Annotated in this window: 16 protein-coding genes; 9 read left to right on the top strand and 7 right to left on the bottom strand. The window is 74.1% G+C overall.

The annotated features are described in order from the left end of the window. Nucleotide 1 precedes the first annotated feature (1 nt). The 3 genes from FKD65_RS12770 to FKD65_RS12760 all read right to left on the bottom strand — a co-directional run bounded on the left by FKD65_RS12770 (nt 2) and on the right by FKD65_RS12760 (nt 4,713). A complete protein-coding gene (locus tag FKD65_RS12770; RefSeq protein WP_141577708.1) occupies nt 2-754 on the bottom strand; it encodes an ATP-binding cassette domain-containing protein in 753 nt (250 codons plus the stop codon). Nucleotides 755-907: 153 nt separating this feature from the next. Further along, complete coding sequence (locus FKD65_RS12765) at nt 908-1,699, bottom strand: SWIM zinc finger family protein (RefSeq protein ID WP_141577707.1); 792 nt, start codon at nt 1,697-1,699, stop codon at nt 908-910. After that, nucleotides 1,699-4,713 carry a DEAD/DEAH box helicase gene (locus FKD65_RS12760; RefSeq protein WP_141577706.1) on the bottom strand — a complete coding sequence of 1,005 codons (3,015 nt, stop codon included), beginning with the start codon at nt 4,711-4,713 and terminating at the stop codon, nt 1,699-1,701. Before FKD65_RS12760 ends, FKD65_RS12765 begins: the two co-directional genes overlap by 1 nt. A 131-nt stretch (nt 4,714-4,844) precedes the next feature. On the opposite strand from FKD65_RS12760, the gene FKD65_RS12755 reads away from it, so the two are divergent. Beyond that, entirely contained in the window at nt 4,845-5,627 is a 783-nt protein-coding gene (locus FKD65_RS12755; RefSeq protein ID WP_141577705.1) for an enoyl-CoA hydratase/isomerase family protein, read from the top strand. Nucleotides 5,628-5,629: 2 nt separating this feature from the next. Here FKD65_RS12755 and FKD65_RS12750 read toward each other — a convergent pair whose 3' ends face one another. Next, a complete protein-coding gene (locus FKD65_RS12750; protein WP_168221022.1) occupies nt 5,630-6,019 on the bottom strand; it encodes a helix-turn-helix domain-containing protein in 390 nt (129 codons plus the stop codon). An 81-nt stretch (nt 6,020-6,100) separates the two neighbouring features. Between FKD65_RS12750 and FKD65_RS12745 the strand changes: the two genes are divergently transcribed. The 8 genes from FKD65_RS12745 to FKD65_RS12710 all read left to right on the top strand — a co-directional run bounded on the left by FKD65_RS12745 (nt 6,101) and on the right by FKD65_RS12710 (nt 14,926). Then, nucleotides 6,101-6,766 carry an NADPH-dependent F420 reductase gene (locus FKD65_RS12745; protein ID WP_141577704.1) on the top strand — a complete coding sequence of 222 codons (666 nt, stop codon included), beginning with the start codon at nt 6,101-6,103 and terminating at the stop codon, nt 6,764-6,766. Between the two features lie 74 nt (nt 6,767-6,840). Next, the gene (locus FKD65_RS12740; RefSeq protein WP_141577703.1) at nt 6,841-7,608 is read left to right on the top strand and encodes an SDR family oxidoreductase; all 768 of its coding nucleotides are present in this window, start codon (nt 6,841-6,843) and stop codon (nt 7,606-7,608) included. A gap of 173 nt (nt 7,609-7,781) precedes the next feature. Then, nucleotides 7,782-8,732, top strand: a complete 951-nt coding sequence (locus tag FKD65_RS12735; RefSeq protein ID WP_141577702.1) for an acyl-ACP desaturase — start codon at nt 7,782-7,784, stop codon at nt 8,730-8,732. A gap of 45 nt (nt 8,733-8,777) precedes the next feature. Beyond that, nucleotides 8,778-9,590, top strand: coding sequence for a serine/threonine-protein kinase (locus FKD65_RS12730; RefSeq protein WP_141577701.1), 813 nt, complete (start codon nt 8,778-8,780; stop codon nt 9,588-9,590). Between the two features lie 48 nt (nt 9,591-9,638). Beyond that, entirely contained in the window at nt 9,639-11,507 is a 1,869-nt protein-coding gene (locus tag FKD65_RS12725) for a serine/threonine-protein kinase (RefSeq protein ID WP_141577700.1), read from the top strand. Between the two features lie 63 nt (nt 11,508-11,570). Then, on the top strand, nt 11,571-12,899 hold the full coding sequence (locus FKD65_RS12720) for a hypothetical protein (RefSeq protein ID WP_141577699.1): 1,329 nt from the start codon (nt 11,571-11,573) through the stop codon (nt 12,897-12,899). 275 nt (nt 12,900-13,174) lie between these two features. Continuing rightward, nucleotides 13,175-13,954 (top strand): electron transfer flavoprotein subunit beta/FixA family protein, encoded by a 780-nt coding sequence (locus tag FKD65_RS12715; protein WP_141577698.1) that lies wholly within the window; start codon nt 13,175-13,177, stop codon nt 13,952-13,954. Nucleotides 13,955-13,975: 21 nt separating this feature from the next. Continuing rightward, entirely contained in the window at nt 13,976-14,926 is a 951-nt protein-coding gene (locus FKD65_RS12710) for an electron transfer flavoprotein subunit alpha/FixB family protein (RefSeq protein ID WP_141577697.1), read from the top strand. Between the two features lie 51 nt (nt 14,927-14,977). Here FKD65_RS12710 and FKD65_RS12705 read toward each other — a convergent pair whose 3' ends face one another. The 3 genes from FKD65_RS12705 to FKD65_RS12695 all read right to left on the bottom strand — a co-directional run bounded on the left by FKD65_RS12705 (nt 14,978) and on the right by FKD65_RS12695 (nt 18,801). After that, on the bottom strand, nt 14,978-16,801 hold the full coding sequence (locus tag FKD65_RS12705; RefSeq protein WP_141577696.1) for a serine/threonine-protein kinase: 1,824 nt from the start codon (nt 16,799-16,801) through the stop codon (nt 14,978-14,980). Between the two features lie 49 nt (nt 16,802-16,850). Then, nucleotides 16,851-18,080 (bottom strand): MFS transporter, encoded by a 1,230-nt coding sequence (locus FKD65_RS12700; protein ID WP_141577695.1) that lies wholly within the window; start codon nt 18,078-18,080, stop codon nt 16,851-16,853. A 199-nt stretch (nt 18,081-18,279) separates the two neighbouring features. Beyond that, complete coding sequence (locus FKD65_RS12695; RefSeq protein WP_141577694.1) at nt 18,280-18,801, bottom strand: TetR/AcrR family transcriptional regulator; 522 nt, start codon at nt 18,799-18,801, stop codon at nt 18,280-18,282. Nucleotides 18,802-18,831: the final 30 nt, after the last annotated feature.

Genomic DNA, 18,831 nt, shown 5'->3' with positions numbered 1-18,831 from the left:
GCTACACGACCTTGGATCTCGGCGCGCGGGCCGCGGCCACCTGCGACCAGTAGCGGGCCGCGCCGGGACCGCCGAAAGCGCCGCGGGGCCTGCGGATCGGGATCATGCCGGTGCGGGGCGCGCCGCCCGCCGGCGCCACGGGCCGCCCCCGGTCGACGACGCCGACGCGGTCGGCCCGGCGGGCCTCGGCCGCGTCGCGCGTGGTGAGCAGGACGGTCGTGCCGGCCGCGGCGATCCGGCGCAGCGTCGCCCAGATCTGGCGGCTCGTTCCGCTGTCCAGGCCGGAGGCGGGCTCGTCCAGGAACAGCACGTCCGAGCGGTCCAGCAGCGCCAGCGACAGGTCGAGCCGCCGCCTCTGCCCCGCCGTCAGCCGCTCGAACCGCACCCCCGCGGCGGCCTCCAGCCCGGTCAGGGCCAGCGCCTCCCCGGCGGTCAGCGGATCCAGCGTCCAGCGGTGCCGGCCCTCGACGATCTCGGAGACGGTGAGGCCGGGGAACAGCCCCTCGTCCCGCCACACCGCGGCGATCCGCAATCCGTCCCTCGCCGCGTACGGGTCGGCGCCGAGGATCCGCACCGTTCCGCCGCAGGGGCGGCGCAGCCCCGCCAGCGCCTCCAGCAGCAGGGTCTTGCCCGACCCCTGGTGGCCGAGCAGCGCGTAGACCTCGCCCCCGGGGACCGCGAACGAGAAGTCGCCGACCGTCCGGGCGCCGCAGCGGACGCGCAGCTCCCGCGCCTCCACGACGATTCCGCTCATGCCCCGTCGCTCCCCCCCGTGAGGGGCGGGCCCCGGCCCTCCCGGAGCGCCCGCCTGGCAGGAGGCTACGGAGCGTACTCGCCGGTAGGCCGCCGGGACGGGCCCGCGTTCGCATTCCGTAAGATCATCCGCGACCCGGCGGGCGCCCGCGGATCAGTCGTCGTCCTGGGCGGCGAGCGCCTCGTACGCGGGCGCCAGGACGTCCGGCAGCGCGCGGCGGCGGACCCGGACCGGCGGGGGCGTGGCGACCTGGAGCACGAACCCCGGCGGGACCGGCGGCGCGGGCGGGCGCTCCCGGAGCCGGGCCAGGCCGGTCGGCGGCGTCCAGAACCCCTCGGCGCCGAGGGGCTCGTCCTCCATCTCCAGCGGGTCGGGCTCGGTCGCGGTGGCGCGCCGGAGCGCGCCGAGGAGCTGGTCGCGCCGCCGGCCGTTCCAGTGGAGGATGAGGAACGGGTCGTCGTCGAACGCCTCCGCCAGCAGGTACAGGACGGCGGCCGCGTGCTTGCACGGATCGCCCCAGTCGGGGCAGTCGCACATCAGGTGCAGGTCGGACGCCGCGCCGGGGAACAGCGACAGCCCCAGCTCGGCGAACACCCACTCGATCTCCGGCGGCATCTCCCCGGCCAGCAGCCGGGCCCGGAACAGCGCACGGGACGCGAGCTCCGCCTCAACCGCGCGCCAGCCGTCCTCGTCGATCGCCTCGATCCCGAGCGCCACCTCGTACGGCTCCGGCGCCGAGCCCCGCACCTTCGCGGTCACCTCGTACGCCTCCACCCGGAGGTCGAAGACGTTGCCCTTGCGGGCATAGGTGCGGCCCCGCTGGAGCCGGCCGGCGTCGGCGAACGACTCGACCAGGTCGATGAAGCGCCGCGACCACCACTGCGCGCCGATCGACCCCCGCTTGTTGCGCGCCCTGATGCCCTCGTCCGCCGGCCGCTCGTCCATCAGTCGCTCACCGCCTCCGGCGAAAGCCGCAGGACGTCGCGCAGCTCGGCGACCGACAGCTCGGTCAGCCAGTCCTCGCCGGTGCCGACGATCGACTCGGCCAGCGCCTTCTTGCGCTCGATCATCTCGTCGACGCGCTCCTCCATCGTCCCGACGCAGATGAACTTGCGGACCTGGACGTCGCGGGTCTGCCCGATGCGGAACGCCCGGTCGGTGGCCTGGTCCTCGACGGCCGGGTTCCACCAGCGGTCGACGTGCACGACGTGGTTGGCCGCGGTCAGCGTCAGGCCCGTCCCGGCGGCCTTGAGCGACAGCAGGAAGACCGAGGGCTCGGCATCCGCCTGGAACCGCTGGACGAGGTCGTCGCGCGCCTGCTTGGACGTCCCGCCGTGCAGCCACAGCACCGGGCGTTCGAGCCGCGCCGCCAGGTAGGGCTGGAGCATCGACCCGAACTCGGCGTACTGGGTGAAGACGAGCGCCTTCTCGCCCTGCTCCATGACCTCGGCGCAGATCTCCTCCAGCCGTTCGAGCTTGCCCGACCGGCCGGGCAGGCGCGAGCCGTCCTTCAGCAGCTGGGCCGGGTGGTTGCAGACCTGCTTGAGCTTGGCCATCGTCGCGAGCACCAGGCCGCGCCGCTTGGCCTCCTCCGCCTCGGCGATCTGCTGGAGCATGTCGTCGACCGTCGCCCGGTAGAGCGAGGCCTGCTCGGTCGTCAGGTTGCAGTAGACCTTGATCTCCTGCTTGTCCGGCAGGTCCGAGATGATCGACCGGTCGGTCTTGAGGCGGCGCAGGACGAACGGCTGCGTCGCCCGCTTGAGCGCCAGCGCCGCCTGCTCGTCGCCCTCCCGCTCGATCGGGATCGCGAACCGCCGCCGGAACGCGCCGCGCGGCCCGAGCAGCCCCGGGTTCGCGAACTCCATGATCGACCACAGCTCGGTCAGGTGGTTCTCCACCGGCGTGCCGGTGAGCGCGATGCGGCTGCGCGCCGGGATGCTGCGCACCGCCCTGGCCTGCCGCGTCCCGCTGTTCTTGAGCGCCTGCGCCTCGTCGCAGACGACCCGCTCCCACGCGATCGCCGCGAGCGTCTCCGCGTCGCGCGCCGCCGTCCCGTAGGTGGTGAGCACGAGATCGGCTCCCGCCACCGCCTCGGCGAGCTCCTCGCCCCGGTGCCGCCCCGTCCCATGGTGGACCTGCACCCGCAGCTTGGGCGTGAACCGCGCCGCCTCCCGCTGCCAGTTCCCCACCAGCGACATGGGAACGATCGCGAGCGTCGGCGGCGGAGTCGCGCCGTCTTTTCGTTCGTGAATAAGCAGTGAAAGTACCGAAATCGTCTTCCCGAGGCCCATGTCGTCCGCGAAAAGGGCACCGAGACCGAGGTCGTTCATGAACGTCAGCCAGGCGAGCCCGCGCTCCTGGTACGGCCGCAGCTCGGCGTTCAGGTCGTCGGGGGTGCGCATGGGGGTGAGGCGGCGGTCGGCCTCGCCGGAGAGGAGGTCGCCCAGAGCGCCGGTGGCGTCGACCTCGGTCAGGGGGAGGGCGTCGTCGCCCGCGTGCACGATCGCGCGGATCGCCTCCGCGGCGGACATGCGGCCGCGGCGCGGGTGGCGCAGGAAGTCGAGGGCCGCCTCCAACTGCCGCTCGTCGAGCTCCACCCACTGGCCGCGCAGCCGGACGAGCGGCGTCTTCAGCCGGGCCAGCTCCTCCAGCTCGGCCTCGTCGATGCTCTCGTCGCCGATGGCGAGGTCCCAGCGGAAGTCGACCATCGACTTCAGGTCGAAGCCCGAGGGGGCGGCCGACCCCGAGGAGGCCTCCGGGTCCTCGCTGCGGGCGGTGAGCTTCATGCCGAGCTTCGCCTTGCCCGCCCACTGGGGGAGCAGGACGCCGAACCCCGCGGCGGCGAGCATGGGGGCCGCCTGGCGGAGGAAGCGGAACGCGCCCGCCGTGTCGAGGACGAGCTCGGACGGGGTGGGCCCGTCGAGGGCGGGCGCCAGCTCGGGGTAGAGGCGCAGGGCGCGGCCGAGGCCGGCGAGGAGCGTCTCCTCCGCCTGCGGGATCGAGGTGGCCTCCCCGTCCCAGACCATCGCGGCGGGGACGTAGAGGCTCGGGTCGTCCGTGCCCTGGAGGGCGAACTCCAGCCGCCACGACTCGTCGTCCCGCGGACGAGGTTCCGGAGCGTCACCGCGCTCCTCGAACTCCTCGGCGCCCGGTTCGGCGAGCCGGAGGCAGACGCGCAGCGGGCCGGACGGGCGGCGCGCCGCGGCGGCCCACGCGTCCAGCTCGGCGATCAGGTCGTCGGGGTCGTCGCGGGGCTCGCGGGCGACCTCGGCGGACGGGCCGGTCAGCGCCATCACCCAGCGCTCGGCGAGCGGCAGCCGGTCGGGCTCCTTGCGCCGCGACACCAGGAGCGGATGCGGCACGACGCCCCGCACCGCCGTGTCGACCAGGGCCGACAGCGCCTCGCGCAGGACCTCGGCGGCCGGGCGCCCGCCATCGGCGGCGCGGCAGGCGGCGGGCATGGCGCGGGCCAGCGCGCGGAACCGCGCCGGGTCGTCGACGACGGGCCGCCAGCGGGCCACGAGGTCGCCGTCCTCGCGCAGCAGGGCGGGCAGGACGTGGCCGCGCCCGGCGAGGTGGACCGCCTCGTCCGCGACCATGCACAGGAAGCGCAGGTCGGTACCGGCGATCACGTCGGCGCCGTTCTCGGCGGCCTGGAGCAGCGCCATCGCGGGGAACGGCGCGAGGACCAGCGCCGGGACCCGCCACGGGCGCAGCTCGGGCTCGCCGCTCACCGGCTCGGGGCCCAGCTCGGCCGACGGCAGCGGATGGTCGCCCGCGGTGGGCAGCGCCATCTCCAGCTCGACGCGGAACGCGGTGCGCAGGAACGGCTCGTAGGACGTGCCGGTGAAGTCGCAGGTCGCGAAGGGGTGGACCGCCGCGGAGGGCTCGTACGGGCCGGTGCGCTCGGCCCACAGGCAGAGCGCACCGCCATGCCAGGTGGCGTGGGCGACGAGCATGGTCCCCGAAGCTACCAGCAGCCTCTGACGTGACCGAGCACCACGCTTCGCGGCGGCCGCCACACAGGTGCGCACACGCCCCTGGCTAGGCTCGGGGCGTCCGCCACCGGGTTTTCACAGGGAGGGTCGCCGTGGGCGAGTTCGTACGGGTCGAGGTCGAGGACGGGATCGCGACGATCAGGCTGGACCGTCCGAAGATGAACGCCCTGAACGCCCAGATGCAGCGGGAGCTGATCGACGCGGCCCGCCAGGTCACGCAGGACGAGGCGGTCGGCGCGGTCGTGCTGTACGGCGGCGAGCGGGTGTTCGCGGCGGGCGCGGACATCAAGGAGATGGCCCCGATGTCGTACGCGGAGATGTCGGCGGGGCACTCGCGGCTGCTGCAGGACTTCGCCAAGGCGCTCGCGGCGATCCCGAAGCCGGTGATCGCCGCGATCACCGGGTACGCGCTCGGCGGCGGGCTGGAGACGGCGCTGACCGCCGACTTCCGCGTCGCGGGCGAGGGGGCGAAGGTGGGGCAGCCGGAGATCCAGCTCGGCATCATCCCCGGTGCGGGCGGCACGCAGCGGCTGGCCCGGCTGGTCGGGCCCTCGAAGGCCAAGGACCTGATCTTCTCGGGGCGGCACGTCGCGGCGGACGAGGCCCTCGCGATGGGGCTGGTGGACCGGGTCGTCCCGGACGACGCCGTCTACACCGCCGCCAAGGAGTGGGCCGCGACGTTCGTCGGCGGTCCCGCGATCGCGCTGCGCGCCGCCAAGCAGGCCATCGACCGCGGTCTCGAGGCCGACCTCGACACCGGGCTGGAGATCGAGCGGACGCAGTTCGCGGCGCTGTTCGCCACCGAGGACCAGGCGAGCGGGATGAAGAGCTTCATGGAGGAGGGGCCCGGCAAGGCCCGCTTCACCGGTCGCTGATCTCACCGGTCGCCGAGCGCGCGGTCCCGCGTGCCGACCACCTCGTCGGCGTAGCGCTCGGTCCAGCGGCCGAGGGCGGCGAGGGGTTCGAGCATCCCGCGTCCCGGCCCGGTCAGCTCGTACTCGACGCGCGGGGGCGCCTCGGCGTAGCGGCGCCGCACCACCAGGCCGTCGCGCTCGAGGCGGCGCAGCGTCTCGGTCAGCACCTTGTGGCTGATGCCGCCGATCCGCGCCCGCATCTCGCCCGGACGCAGCGGCCCGTGCTGGAGCGTCCACAGCACGACGCCCGCCCACGTGCCGGACAGCAGGTCGAGGGCGAGCCGCGTGCGGCAGTCGGCGGCGAACTCGCTCGTGTTCAGGGGCTCGTACTCGTCCATGGGATCGCCCGCCATCCTGCCCCTTCCGATACGCACCGGATGGTGCGGAACGGACCGCCTAACGTCCCGTCCGACGGTAATCGAACGGAGGACGGCATGCGGATCGGAATTCTCGGCGCGGGCGACATGGCGGACGCTCTCGCCACGCGGTGGGCGCGCAAGGGGCACCTTGTGCGGATCGGGGCGCGCACGCCCGCGAAGGCGGTCGCGCTGGCGGAACGGATCGGGCACGGCGCGGCCGGCGGCACGCTGCGGGAGGCGGCCGAGTTCGGCGAGGCGGTGCTCCTCGCCGTCTGGCACGAGGGCGTGCCGGACGTCCTGCGCGCGGCCGGGCCGCTGGAGGGACGGGTGCTGATCGACTGCACCAACCCGATGGAGCCGCCGTTCGAGCGGCTCAAGACGGCGGGCGGCCCGTCGGCGGCGCGGCGGATCGCCGGCGCGACCGGCGCGCGGGTCGTCAAGGCCTTCAACACCTGCCACGAGAGCGTGTGGCGGATGGAGCCCCCGGCGTTCGGTGGGCGGCCCCTCGGCGTCCCGCTGTGCGGGGACGACGAGGACGCCCTCGCCGTGGTGCGCGGCCTGGTGTCCGACCTCGGCTGCGTTCCCATGAACGGCGGAAGCCTGGAGCGGGCGGGGCTCCTGGAGGCGACGACCGCGTTCATGGTGGGCCTGTGGATGGCCGGTGAGGACCCCACCGCGATGCTGCCGCCCCCCGAGTACGCTGGGGGCGACCCGGCGCGCACGTCGGAACTCGCGGGCTGACGGGCCAAAACGTTATTTGCGTTTTTGGGCGTGCTGGGGGGCTGCGCGAAGATCGCCCGATAGCATCTCCCGCCATGCGACACGCGTACCGGACCGCGCTGGTGACGGGGGCGTCCAGCGGTATCGGTGAGAGCTTCGCCCGCCTCCTGGCCCGCCGCGGCACCGATCTCGTGATCGTGGCGCGCCGAAGCGACCTGCTGGACGGGCTGGCCCGCGACCTCGTCGAGCGCTACCGGGTGGCCGTGGAGGTGCTGGCCGCCGACCTCGCCGACCCCGGGCAGCGCGCCGAGGTCGAGGGGCGGCTGCGCGCGGAGCCGGTCGAGCTGCTGGTCAACAACGCCGGTTACGGCGCTTTTGGAGCGTTCGCGGAGCTGCCGCTCGACGACCACCTGGCGCAGATCGAGCTCAACGTGGCCGCGCTGGTCCGGCTCACCCACGCGGCTCTGCCGGGAATGATCGCGCGCGGCCGGGGCGGGGTGCTGAACGTCGCGTCGATGGCGGGGTTCGCGCCCTCGCCCGGCAGTGCGACCTATGGAGCGTCCAAGGCATATGTGGCCTCCTTCTCCGAGAGCCTGCACTCCGAGGTTGCGGGGAAGGGCGTCCACGTGACGGCGCTGTGCCCCGGGTTCACCCGCACCGACGACGACGTCCCCGCCAACCTGCTGTGGCTGCGGCGAGAGGACGTGGCCCGGGCGGGCCTGGAGGCGGTGTCGACCGGGCGCGCGTTGTGCGTCCCCGGCATGCAGTACAAGGCGGCGCTCCCCGCTCTGCGCCTCGTCCCGAGGCCCCTGCTCAGGGCCGCCGTGAACCGCATGTGGCAACAGGCCGCCGACACGCGGTGACAAGACGTCACACCCTTTCGCGCAGGTCTACAAAAGTTCCCGCGTCTTGCTTGTGGCGGGGGTGACTTGACGGGGCGGACCGTGACTCGCGACGATCGAACCTACGCTTGAGTAGGTTGTGACCGGCCTGCTGGGCGGCTGCAAGACGACCTCTCGTCCAGCGAAGGAACCGCATGTCCGTGACCCCCGAAGAGAAGTCCCAGACCGGCCTCATGCTCGACCTCGAGCCGGTGGTCGAGAAGGAGCTGAACCGGCACCTGTCGATGGCCAAGGAATGGTTCCCGCACCAGTACGTCCCCTGGAGCGAGGGCCGCGACTTCGACGGGCCGCTGGACGGCGAGCCGTGGTCGATCGAGCAGTCGAAGGTGACGCCCGAGGCCCGCGAGTCGCTCATCGTCAACCTCCTCACCGAGGACAACCTCCCCGGCTACCACCGCGCCATCGCCACGGTGTTCGGCCGCGACGGCGCCTGGGGCACCTGGGTGAACCGCTGGACCGCCGAGGAGAACCGGCACGGCATCGCCCTGCGCGACTACCTCACCGTCACCCGCGCGGTCGACCCGATCGCGCTGGAGCGCGCCCGCATGCACCACATGGAGGCCGGCTACGAGGCCGACCACGGCGACTCGTTCCTGCACGGGACGGCGTACGTGTCGTTCCAGGAGCTCGCCACCCGCGTGTCGCACCGCAACACCGGCAAGGCCTCCGGCGACCCCGTCTGCGAGCAGATGATGACCCGCATCGCCGCCGACGAGAACCTCCACATGATCTTCTACCGGAACCTGATGGGCGCCGCCCTGGAGGCCGCCCCGAACGAGACGATGCGGGCGATCACCGACGTCGTCACGACGTTCCACATGCCCGGCCACAGCATCGACGGCTTCCTGCGCAAGTCGGTCGTCATCGCCAACGCCGGCATCTACGACCTGCGCCTCCACCACGACGACGTCCTCGTCCCGGTGCTGCGCAAGTGGGGCGTCTTCGACCGCACCGACCTGAGCGGCGACGGCGAGAAGGCCCGCGAGGAGCTCAACGAGTTCCTGGAGCAGCTCGACGCCTCCGCGACGAAGTTCGAGACCCGCCGCGAAGAACGCCGAGCCCGCCAAGCAGCTCGCAAGGGCTGAGGGAAGCCGGGAACCGGGGGGCCGTTTTCTGGCGTCATAGGGGGCATGGGGACGCACAGGCGACTGGGCGGGTACCGGTTGCTGGACGAGATCGGCCGGGGGAGCACGGCCGTGGTCTACCTGGCCATGGACGCCGCCGGCCGGGAGGTCGCGGTCAAGGAGCTCGTTCCGGAGCTCACGGGGGAGCCCGAGGCGATCAGCCGGCTGGCGCGGGAGATGTCGGCGCAGGCGCGGGTGCGCAGCGCCTACGTCGCCCGGCTGCTGGACGGGGCGGTCTCGGCCCGGCGACCGCACGTGGTCATGCAGTACGTGCCGGGGTGCCCGCTGAACGACCTCGTCGAGGCGTACGGGCCGCTGCGCGGCGACCGGCTCGTCCGGTTCGCGCGGCGGCTGGCGCTGGCGCTCGGGGACGTCCACGACGCGGGCGTGCTGCACCGCGACGTCTCGCCCGGCAACGTGATCGTCCTGGGCGACCGGCCGACGCTGATCGACTTCGGGATCGCGCACGAGTCGGGCGCGGAGCAGATCACCAGGCGCGGCATGGTCGTGGGGACGCCCGCCTACCTGGCGCCCGAGCTGATCGAGGGGGAGCGCGCCACCACCGCCTCGGACGTGTTCTCGTGGGCGTCGACCGTGGCATACGCGGCGACGGGGCGCCCGCCGTTCGGGCGCGGCTCGCTGCACGGGGTGTGCTTCAGGATCCTGCGCGGCCAGGCCGACCTCGACGGGGTGCCGGAGCCGCTGGCCGGGCTGCTGCGGGCGGCGTTGCGCCGCGACGCAGCCCGGCGCCCCGCCGCGCGCTGGTTCGCGGGCGCGCTGGCCGGCGCCGCCGAGGGCGACGGGGTGGTGGCGGCCTGATGGCTGGATCTCCCCGGCGGGATCGGCAAGGGTAGGGTTTCGTAAACGATGAAGGGAGCCGTCACGTCCGGGGACCGAATCGGCCACTACAGCGTCCTGCAGACCCTGGGGGAAGGGGGCATGGGCGTCGTCTACCTCGGCGCCGACCCCGAGGGGCGCAAGGTGGCCATCAAGGTGCTGCGGCCAGCGGTCGCGGGGGACGCCACGGCGCGTCGCCGGCTGGCCCGCGAGGTCGACTCGATGCGCAGGGTGCACAGCCCCCACGTCGCCGAGATCCTCGACGCCGACGTGACCGCCGACCAGCCCTACATCGTGACCCAGTACGTGCCCGGCCGGACGCTCGAGGAGATCGTCGAGGAGTCCGGGCCGATCTACGGGCAGGGCCTGCAGCGGCTGGGCGTCGGGCTCGCGTCGGCGCTGTCGGCGATCCACGGCGCCGGGATCGTGCACCGCGACCTCAAGCCCGGCAACGTGATGCTCGTCGACGGCGAGCCCGTCGTGATCGACTTCGGCATCGCACAGGCGGCCGACGCGACCCGGCTGACCGCGACCGGCATGGTCATCGGCACCCCCGGCTACCTCGCCCCGGAGATCATCGAGGGCGAGGACGCGGGCCCGCCGTCGGACGTGCACGCCTGGGCCGGGACGCTCGCCTACGCCGCGACCGGCCGTCCGCCGTTCGGCTCCGGCACCTTCGAGTCGATCTTCTACAAGATCATGCAGGGCGCGCCCGACCTGGACGGCGTGCCCGAGGCGATGCTGCCCGTGCTGCGGTCGGCGATGGCGCGGCACCCGGCCGAGCGCCCGACGGCGGTCGGCCTGGTGCAGCTCACCCGCCGCATCCACCTCGAGGCCACCATCACCGACCAGACGCGCGTCGACCGGCACTACCCGGCGCCGAGCGCGCCGCCGCCGGACGAGACGGCGGCCGACCACTCCCGGCAGTTCTCCATGCCGCTGCCGGCCCCGCAGGACCCGCCCTCGCAGGCGCCGGCCCCCTCGCCCGCGCCCGTCCCCTCGCCCGCGCCCGTCCCGGCGCAGCCGAAGGACTTCGTCGGGCAGTTGCCGCCCGCCGCGCCGCCGCCCGTCCCGCCGCCCGGCCCCGCGCCGTTCAAGGCGGGGGAGCAGTACGCGCAGCAGGGCTACGGAGCGCCCGCGCCTCCCTACCAGGGCGGGTACCCGCCCCAGTACGGGGCTCCGCCGAACCAGCCCCCGCAGGGCGCGCTCCAGCGCGGCCCCTACGAGCCGGAGGCCAGGGCCGACCAGGCCCGTCCCGACCGGGCCGACCGCGGAGACAAGGAGCGCCGCAAGCCCTACGGCTGGTACCGGGTGCTCAGCCTCATCGTCCTGGTGGCGCTGCTCGGGTTCGCCAACATCGCGCCGCTGCTCGCGCTCGGCGTCACCGTCGCCGGCGTGCTCGTGCTGCGCATGGCCGACAAGGCGGCCAAGGGCATGGAGGGCCGGCAGACGCGGCGCGGGCCGCGCTCGGGCGACGCCGTCGCGGCCGCGTTCCGGACGCCGCTGCACCTGCCCGGCGCCCTGATGTCCACCGTGCTGTGGACGTCGCTCAGCGGCCTCGCGGGCGTCGTCCTGCTCGCCGTGCTGATCTTCGCCGACCCGAACATGACCGCGTCCAACGCGATCGCCTACGCGTCGATGGCGGTGATCGGGCTGCTGTGCCTCGCGCCCGGCAGCGGCGCGCCCCGCCGCCAGCTCGCCCGCGTCTGGGGCGCGCTGCTGCCGCGCGCCGAGGCGGCCCTCATCGGGGCGCTGATCCTCGGGATCTTCGCCGCGGTCCTGGTCGGGCTGTCGCAGCGGCAGCCGCCCGACACCACGCCCGTGGACGGGATGAGCCAGGACCTGGAGAGCCTGCGCGCCGACGTCCACGACCTCGTGGCGGGCATCCCCGGCATGTGACGCGCGGGCCCGCCCGGCGACGGGGCGCCGCCGCCCCCCGGATCGGTAGGGTGGCGACCCATAATGAGCGGTGAGACGAGCCACCAGGCGAACATCGGTCCGTACCGGCTGCTGTCCAGGCTGGGCGGCGGAACCGGTGGCGTCCACCGCGCCGCGGGCCCCGACGGCCGCGATGTGGCGATCCGGCTGCTCCCGCCGGGGGCCGCCCCCGACACGGTGCGGATGCGCGAGGTGCTGAGCCCCTACGTGGCCGACGTCCTGGACGGTGAGGCCGCCGGCCCGCGCCCCTACGTCGTGTTCCGGTTCGTGCCCGGGCGGCCGCTCGCGGAGACGGTGGCCGGGCAGGGGCCCATGTCGGGGGACGCGCTGCGCCGCATGGCCTTCGGCCTGGCCAAGGCACTGGCCGCCATCCACCGCACCGGCCTCGCCCACGGGGAGCTCGCGCCCGGCACGGTCCTGGTCGTCGACGACGCGCCCGTGGTCGTCGACTTCGCGCTGGTCGAGGGCGCCGACGCCGCCGACGACATCCGCGCGTGGGCGGCCACGGTCGCGTTCGCCGCCACCGGCCGAGCGGACGCGACCGCCGAGGCGCTGCCCGCGGGCCTGGCCTCCCTGGTGAGGGCCGCCTCGCATCCCGATGCGGCGGCCCGCCCCTCGGCCGCCGAGCTGGCGGAGGCGGCCTTCAAGCTGGACCTTCCGGCCACCGCGGCCCCTCCCACCACGACTCCTTCAGCCACGACTCCCTCGGCCACGGTCTCTTCCGGCGCGGTCGGGGAGCACGGCTCTGAGGCGCCCGCCCCGCCGAGCGGTCCCGCCGCTCCCGGCGAGGCGCCGGGGACGGCGGCGCACGAGATGGCGGTCGCGCGGGGCTGGGCGCGGCTGCTCGCGGCCCTGGTGGTGGTGGCCGGCGTCGGTGTCGTCATCATGCTGCCGATCGCGGGGCTCGCCCTGACGCTGGTCGCGGTGACGCTGCTGCGGGTGGCGGGCACGACGGCGCGCGGCTGGGCGTGGGCGCTCGGGCGGACGCTGCTGACCGTCCCCTACGCGGCGGTGTTCACGGTCGCCGTCCCGCTCGGGCTCGCCGCGGCGTCGGCCGTCGGCGGGAAGCTGGACTCGCTCACCGCCTGCGCGTTCGGCGCCGGAGCCGGGGCCGCGGTGCTGTGGACGGCGCCGGGGGTCAGCGCCCCGCGGCGCCAGCTGGAGCGGATGTTCCTGCCGGTGGCGCTGCGGCCGCGGGCCGTCGCCGCCGCGGTCGTGGGCCTCGGCGTGCTGTGCCTGCTCGCGGGCGTCGGCGCCATGACCCTGACCCCGAGCTTCTCCCCGACCTACGGCCTCCAGCGGACGCTGGAGAGCTCCATGGACCGTCTCCAGCACGCCGTCAACAGGGTGTGAGGCGTGATGTCCGACACGTCCGATTCGGGACGCGTCTTGCACCGCAAACCCGCCGCGCACGTGGGTAAGGTCTCACGAACTGGGATTTGCCAGTAGGCTACCCGCGAGTAACATTGTCGTGCACGGCCGAACCGGGGACCCGGCTCCGAAGCACATTCGGGTGTTTGGCAGGCTGTGACTGCGAAAGCGCATGTCCGCGTCGACCCGTCATGGGCGGCGCCCCTCTGCCGCTTACCTCAGCGGCCAACTGAGTGCAGGGAGGTCGGCCACCGGCCATGAACATCGTCGTCCTGGTGAAGCAGGTTCCCGATACGGAGAGCCCGCGCAAGCTCAAGTCCGATGACAGCACGCTCGACCGCGCCGCGGCGGACGGCGTCATCAACGAACTCTGCGAGTACGCCATCGAAGAGGCGCTGCGCATCAAGGAGGCCCAGGGCGGCGAGGTGACCGTCCTCACCATGGGCCCCGGCAAGGCGACCGACTCCATCCGCAAGGCCCTGGCGATGGGCGCCGACAAGGCCGTCCACCTCCTCGACGACGGCCTCGCCGGCTCCGACGCGCTGCAGACCTCGTACGCGCTGGAGCAGGCGCTCGGACGGACCGGGTTCGACCTGGTCGTCCTCGGCGCGGAGTCCACCGACGCGCGCACCGGCGTGCTCGCCGCGATGCTCGCCGAGCGTCTCGGCGTCCCGCAGCTGTCGCTCGCCAACAAGGTCGAGATCGACGGCACCTCCATCAAGGTGCAGCGGCAGACCGACTACGGCTTCGACCGGGTCGAGGCGAGCCTGCCCGCGGTCGTGTCCGTCGTGGAGAAGATCAACGAGCCGCGCTACCCCTCGTTCAAGGGGATCATGGCGGCCAAGAAGAAGCCGGTCGAGACGCTCGGCCTCGGCGACGCCGGCATCGACGCGTCCCAGGTCGGCCTGGCGAACGCCTCGACCGAGGTGGTCGACTTCGCCGAGGCGCCGCCGCGCGCCAAGGGCGAGATCGTCACCGACGAGGGCGACGGCGGATCGAAGATCGCCGAGTTCCTCGCGTCGAAGAAGTTCGTCTGACCGAGGAAGGGGATTGCAACCATGGCCGAGATTCTCGTCCTCGTCGACCACGTCGACGGTGAGGTCAAGAAGGTCACGCTCGAACTGCTGACGCTGGCGAACCGGCTCGGCGAGGCCGCTGCGGTATGGGTCGGCCCGGGCTACGAGAACGCCAAGGACAGGCTCGCCGAGTACGGCGCCGGCAAGGTCTACGTGGCCGCCGACGAGGAGCTCACCTCCTACGTCGTCGCCCCGAAGGCCGCGCTGCTGGCCCAGCTCGTGAACGACAAGTCCCCGGCGGCGGTGCTGGTGGCCGCGACCGGCGAGGGCAAGGAGATCGCGGGGCGCCTGGCAGTCAAGATCGGCTCCGGCGTGCTCACCGATGTCGTGGACGTCGCCGACGGCTTCGTCGGCGAGCACTCCATCTTCGGCGGCGGGATCATCGCGCACGCCAAGGTGAGGACCGGCACGCCGGTCATCGCCGTGCGGCCGAACTCCGTCGCGCCCGAGGCGGCCCCGGCCACCCCGGCCGAGGAGCAGGTGTCGGTCGCGCTCTCCGACGCCGACAAGGGCGCCCGGATCGTGGAGAAGGTCGTCCAGGAGAAGGGCGAGCGCCCGGACCTGACCGAGGCCGCGATCGTGGTCTCCGGCGGCCGCGGCGTCGGCGGCGCCGAGAACTTCACGATCATCGAGGGGCTGGCCGACTCGCTCGGCGCGGCCGTCGGCGCCTCCCGCGCCGCGACCGACGCCGGCTGGTACCCGCACTCGTTCCAGGTCGGCCAGACCGGCAAGACGGTGTCGCCGCAGCTCTACATCGCGGTCGGCATCTCCGGCGCCATCCAGCACCGGGCCGGCATGCAGACCTCGAAGACCATCGTCGCCATCAACAAGGACCCCGAGGCGCCGATCTTCGAGCTCGTCGACTACGGCGTGGTGGGCGACCTGTTCCAGGTCGCGCCGCAGCTCACCGAGGAGATCAGCAAGCGCAAGTGATCTCGCGCGAAGGGCCCGGCGGCGCACACGCGCCGCCGGGCCCTTCGTCGTTCAGGAGCGCTTGGGCGAGGGGTACGGCACCGCCTTGAGCAGCGCGGGCTTCACCATGTCGCCGACCTCCGCGTAGGGCAGGAGGGTGTCCAGCTGGCCGCACGCCGACTCGTACCCCAGGACCGACAGGTAGAAGGCGACGCGCAGGCCGGCCGGGGTGAGGGCCATGGTGACCTCGCCGGACCCGACGAACGCGGACGGGTTGTCGGTGCCCTGTGGCAGGCCGGCGCCGCCCGAACCGCCCCTGCCGCAGTAGGCGCCGCCGGGCTGGCGGGCCTTGATCCTGCCGTCCAGCGGCTTGAGGCCCTGCTCGGTCGGGACGCGGAACAGGTCGAGCGGCCGGTAGGAGGCGCCGGTCCGCAGGTCGACGGTCGCCGCCTGGGACTGGTCCCAGCCCGTTCCGCGCTCGCCGCGCAGTTCGACGGTGTACCAGACCGACAGCAGCCGGTCGTTGCGCATGAGGATCTTCGGGGTGGCGAGGTCGGTGTAGGGGCCGCGGCCGATCTCCCCGAGGCTGTTGCGGATCTTCGCCCAGCGCCGTTCGAGCGGCTCCCGGAGGGCCTGGTTGATCTTCCGGTTGAGCGCCGGGTCCCCACCCGTGACCTGCACGACCTGGCCCTGCGCCTGGAACGTCTTTCCGCCGCCGAGGTCCTGCCGAGGCTCGCTGAGCGCCGCCAGCCGCGCCACGACCGGCTTCGCCTTGGGAGCCTGGTCGGCCACCGCCACGTACACCGCCGCCCCGCCGCCCACGGCCACCGCGGCGGCTCCTCCGGCGACGGCGGCGGCGCCCTTCGCGCCGAGCGTGCCGATGACGCCCTTGCCCGCCGCGCCCGCCGCGCCGGCGCCGCCCGTCCCGGCGGCGCCGCCCGAGCCCGCCGCCCCGGCGGCCCCCGCGGCCCCGGCCGACCCCGCGGCGCCCGCGGCCCCCGCCGAGGCGCCGCCCCCGCCGAGGCCGAGGGCGGTCAGCGGGAACAGCATCGACAGCGCGGCGGCGGCGCCCGCGAGCGTGCGGACGCCGCGCCCCTCCCAGTCGGGCCCGTAGGCGCCCGCCGCGACCGACTCCAGCTCGGAGACGAACGCGGCGGCGCCCATCGGACGCTCCCACGGGTCCTTCGCCAGTCCCCGCTCGATCAGCGGGCGGAGCGGCGCGGGGACGTCGTCCACCGGGATCGGGGCGGTCAGGTGGCGGCCCATCAGCCCGGCCTGGTCCTCGGCGGTGTACGGGCGGCGCCCCGTCACGCACTCGAAGAACACGCAGGCCGCCGCGTACACGTCGGTGGCGGGGGAGGCGGGCTCGTCCCGCCACTGCTCGGGCGCCATGTAGACGGGCGTCCCGGAGCGCCCGGAGGCGCCCGCGTCCACCGCGATGCCGAAGTCGATCAGTTTGCTCAGCCCGTCGCCGCGCACGATCACGTTGGCGGGCTTGTAGTCGCGGTGGACGATGCCGAGGCCGTGGGCGGCGGAGAGGCCGAGCAGCGAGCCCTTGAGGACCGCCAGCGCGGCCTCGGGGGCCAGCGGCCCCCGCTCGGCGAGCACCGACTTCAGCGACGCCCCGTCCACCGCCTCCATGACGATCGCCGCGCCCTCGGGCGTCTCGACGAGCCCGAAGAGCTGGGCGACGAACGGGTTGCGCAGCCGGCCGAGCAGCTCGGCCTCGCCGCGGAACCGGTCGCGGAACCCCGCGTCCCCGGCGAGGGACGCCGACAGGTACTTGATGGCCGCCGGGCGGCCGGTCGCGTCGTGCCGCGCGAGCACGACGCGGCCCTGCGCGCCCTCGCCGAGCACCCTCAGCTCGCTGTAGCCCGGAACCCGCCATGCGCCCATACCGCCCCCAGTCCACCCGTTCTGGAAGGGGTTATATCGGATGGCGGCCTCAGGCGGCGACGGGTTCCGGCCGGGCCTCGCCCGGCGCCGGCACCGAAGCCTCCGCCGGGGGCTCGGCCGGTGCGGGGACGGAGACCCCCGCGGACGTGCGCAGCGGCGCGTACCGGGCGCCCGCCGCGATCAGCAGCGCCAGCACCACGACCACGCCGACCCCGATCCGCAGGGACGTCGCCTCCGACAGGAAGCCGACCACGACCGGGCCGAGCAGCAGGCCGCCGTAGCCCATCGCGCCGACCTGGGCGACGGCCGCCGCGGGACGGTCCGGGGCGGCCGAGCCCGCCAGCGAGATCGTCGTCGGGACGACCGTGCAGACCACGAGCCCGGTCACGAAGAACCCGGCGATCGCCACGGCCGGGACCGGCGCCAGCACGACGACGGTCATGCCCGCCGCGGTGCCGAGGCCCGCGCCGACCAGCAGCCGGCGGGTGCCCACCCGCATCCGGACGCGGTCGCCGACGAGCCGCCCGAGCAGCATCGCCAGCTCGAACACCGGGTAGCCGGCGGCGGCGACGGCCTCGGTGGCGCCCAGCTCGTCGTGCAGCAGCAGGCCGCTCCAGTCGGCGATCGACCCCTCGGTCATGAACGCGATGAACGCGAGCACGCCGATCAGGTAGACGGCGGCCGGCATCCGGCGCGCCCGGCGCCCCGTCCCGGACGCGGCGGGCGCGACGGGGTCGGGCAGGTAGGTGCGGCCGAGCGCGAGCCCGGTGGGCAGCGACAGCAGCGCGGTGACCAGCACGGTCTCGGTGAACCCGAAACCGGCCGCGGCCGTGGCGACGCCGAACAGGCCGCCGCTCATCGCGCCGACGCACCAGCCGGCGTGCATGCCGCTCATGACGGACCGGCGGTACGCCTGCTCGACGACGCTGCCCTGCGCGTTCATCGCGATGTCGGTGATCCCGAACGTCATGCCGAACAGCGCGACGGCGCCGAGGAGCACTCCGTAGGTGGGGGCGAGCGCCACGGCCGCGTACGACAGCCCCGTCAGCGGCAGGGCGACCCGCAGGACGGCGCGGCTGCCGGCCCGCGCCATCACGCCGCGCAGCGCCTGCATGGCCGCGATCGCGCCGAGCCCCCAGACGAGGACGACGATGCCGATCTCGCCCTCGTTCGTCCCGAACTTGCCGGCGAGCGCGGGCATGCGCGCCACCCACACTCCGGTCAGCAGACCGGCCAGTGCGAAGGTCAGGAACGTCCCCGAACGGGCACGGAACAGCATTGTTCACCTCTTTCTCGGCTCGACGGGGCGCACCCCGGCTGTCATGCGTGGTGTGGAGGGCGGCGCCGCGACATGCCTCGGGGACATGCCGCGTGCGACACGGTGACGTGGGTCATGGAACGCTCCAAACTCGTTCGGGTCCGGGGCGCCCAGGTCCGGAGTCTCCGGAGGTTCGGGCGGGGCGCGCGGCGCCCCCGCGTCAGCGCTCCAGCAGCTCCAGAAGCCGCTGTTTCAGCGCTCGGAGCTGCTCGGCGTCGTACAGCCCGGGATCATGGCTGACCACCTCCCACAGGCCTTCTGCCGCCAGCCTGACGACCGCGGCGGTGCCCGGGTCGGGCTCGTCCGCCGGGGGGCGGCCGTGCCAGCGGCGCATCGCCTCGTTCAGCGGCTCGGCCTGCTCCGGATCGGCGGCGACGGCCGTGATGGCCGACCACCGCCGGTAGGCGCGGGCCTCGCCGCCGAGGATCTCGAACGTGGCCTCGACGTACGCGCGGGTGTAGGAGCCCGGCGTGCCGTCGTCGTGGGACGCGATCAGGTCGTCGAACTCCTCGATGACCCGCGCGACCATGGCCCGGACGAGCGCCTCCTTGGTGGGGAAGTGGTAAAGCAGCCCTCCCTTGCTGACGCCGGCGCGGTCGGCGACCGCGCTGAGCGTCAGCGCCTGCGTCCCCTGCTCGAAGAGCACGGACTCGGCGGCGTCCAAGAGGGCTTCCCGTTTCATGACGTCCCTACTGTTCCATGAGGTCCCCCG

It is taken from the genome of Actinomadura sp. WMMA1423 (assembly GCF_006547145.1).
GTDB lineage: Bacteria > Actinomycetota > Actinomycetes > Streptosporangiales > Streptosporangiaceae > Spirillospora.
The sequence above is the reverse complement of the archived record's forward strand: the minus strand, read 5'-3'. Positions and strand labels throughout refer to the sequence as shown.

What these genes read in the sequence shown, in the direction of transcription:
- FKD65_RS12770 (WP_141577708.1), bottom strand. Translation starts at nt 754, where the DNA reads ATGAGCGGAATCGTCGTGGAGGCGCGGGAGCTGCGCGTCCGCTGCGGC.
- FKD65_RS12765 (WP_141577707.1), bottom strand. Translation starts at nt 1,699, where the DNA reads ATGGACGAGCGGCCGGCGGACGAGGGCATCAGGGCGCGCAACAAGCGG.
- FKD65_RS12760 (WP_141577706.1), bottom strand. Translation starts at nt 4,713, where the DNA reads ATGCTCGTCGCCCACGCCACCTGGCATGGCGGTGCGCTCTGCCTGTGG.
- FKD65_RS12750 (WP_168221022.1), bottom strand. Translation starts at nt 6,019, where the DNA reads ATGGCGGGCGATCCCATGGACGAGTACGAGCCCCTGAACACGAGCGAG.
- FKD65_RS12745 (WP_141577704.1), top strand. Translation starts at nt 6,101, where the DNA reads ATGCGGATCGGAATTCTCGGCGCGGGCGACATGGCGGACGCTCTCGCC.
- FKD65_RS12740 (WP_141577703.1), top strand. Translation starts at nt 6,841, where the DNA reads ATGCGACACGCGTACCGGACCGCGCTGGTGACGGGGGCGTCCAGCGGT.
- FKD65_RS12735 (WP_141577702.1), top strand. Translation starts at nt 7,782, where the DNA reads ATGTCCGTGACCCCCGAAGAGAAGTCCCAGACCGGCCTCATGCTCGAC.
- FKD65_RS12730 (WP_141577701.1), top strand. Translation starts at nt 8,778, where the DNA reads ATGGGGACGCACAGGCGACTGGGCGGGTACCGGTTGCTGGACGAGATC.
- FKD65_RS12725 (WP_141577700.1), top strand. Translation starts at nt 9,639, where the DNA reads ATGAAGGGAGCCGTCACGTCCGGGGACCGAATCGGCCACTACAGCGTC.
- FKD65_RS12720 (WP_141577699.1), top strand. Translation starts at nt 11,571, where the DNA reads ATGAGCGGTGAGACGAGCCACCAGGCGAACATCGGTCCGTACCGGCTG.
- FKD65_RS12715 (WP_141577698.1), top strand. Translation starts at nt 13,175, where the DNA reads ATGAACATCGTCGTCCTGGTGAAGCAGGTTCCCGATACGGAGAGCCCG.
- FKD65_RS12710 (WP_141577697.1), top strand. Translation starts at nt 13,976, where the DNA reads ATGGCCGAGATTCTCGTCCTCGTCGACCACGTCGACGGTGAGGTCAAG.
- FKD65_RS12705 (WP_141577696.1), bottom strand. Translation starts at nt 16,801, where the DNA reads ATGGGCGCATGGCGGGTTCCGGGCTACAGCGAGCTGAGGGTGCTCGGC.
- FKD65_RS12700 (WP_141577695.1), bottom strand. Translation starts at nt 18,080, where the DNA reads ATGCTGTTCCGTGCCCGTTCGGGGACGTTCCTGACCTTCGCACTGGCC.
- FKD65_RS12695 (WP_141577694.1), bottom strand. Translation starts at nt 18,801, where the DNA reads ATGAAACGGGAAGCCCTCTTGGACGCCGCCGAGTCCGTGCTCTTCGAG.